This is a genomic window from Nesterenkonia sp. F (assembly GCF_000220985.1).
Classification (GTDB): domain Bacteria; phylum Actinomycetota; class Actinomycetes; order Actinomycetales; family Micrococcaceae; genus Nesterenkonia.
This window is the reverse complement of the sequence record NZ_AFRW01000098.1, coordinates 1-775: the sequence shown is the minus strand read 5'-3', so window position 1 is coordinate 775 and position 775 is coordinate 1. Positions and strand designations below refer to the sequence as shown.

Sequence of the window (775 nt, the reverse complement as noted above, 5' to 3'; positions counted from 1 at the left end):
CCGGCCGCACCCGCTGCTGAGGAGGCGCCGCAGCCTGCTCCGCAGCAGCCCGCCCAGGAGGGCGACTCGCGCGTGGAGATGATGCGCCGCGCCTGGCCGGACATCGTCCAGGCGCTGGCCCCGCAGTCGAGGCTGCTGTGGATGCTGATCAAGGACAACGCCTCGGTCGCCGGCTTCGACGGCCGCACGCTGACGCTGCAGTTCATCAACGACGGCGCCCGCTCGACCTTCGCCAACCGGCGCGGCGACCAGGCGCTCAACGCCGCGATCCAGCAGGTGCTGGGGATGCAGGTCAGCTTCGACCTCATCACCGGAGGTGCCCCGCCGGCAGCTGGTTCCTCCCCAAAAGGCCCTAGCCGGCCGACGCCGGCATCCGCCACCGCCTCGGACGTCTCGACGTCGGCCGCTCCGGCCGACGCGGAGCCCGCCGCGTCGGGACCGGAGCCGACACCGTCCCCGACTCCGCAGTCCGCCGGGCCGTCGAGCACCGCTGCCCAGCAGCGATCCTCCCCGGAGCCCCTCCCCCAGGAGCCCTCTCTTCAGCGACCCGACGTGCCGGAGGGCGCGCCCGCCTGGGTCGCCGAGGAGACCGCCGAACCCTACGACGCCGAGCCGGAGCCGCCGCAGGCTCCCCCGTCGCCGCATCCGGCCTGGAACGGCGAGCCCAGCCGCGACCCGGCCGGCGTCGCCGACTCTCCCGACGAGCCCGACGAGGAGCCGGTGGACCCCACTGCTCCCCTGACGGCCGGGGCCGGCCCTGCGCAGCCGGAGCAGC

Annotated in this window: 1 pseudogene; it reads left to right on the top strand. The window is 75.5% G+C overall.

Annotated elements, in window-relative coordinates:
* Nucleotides 1-775: pseudogene (locus GU5_RS17270) on the top strand (hypothetical protein); the annotation flags it as partial.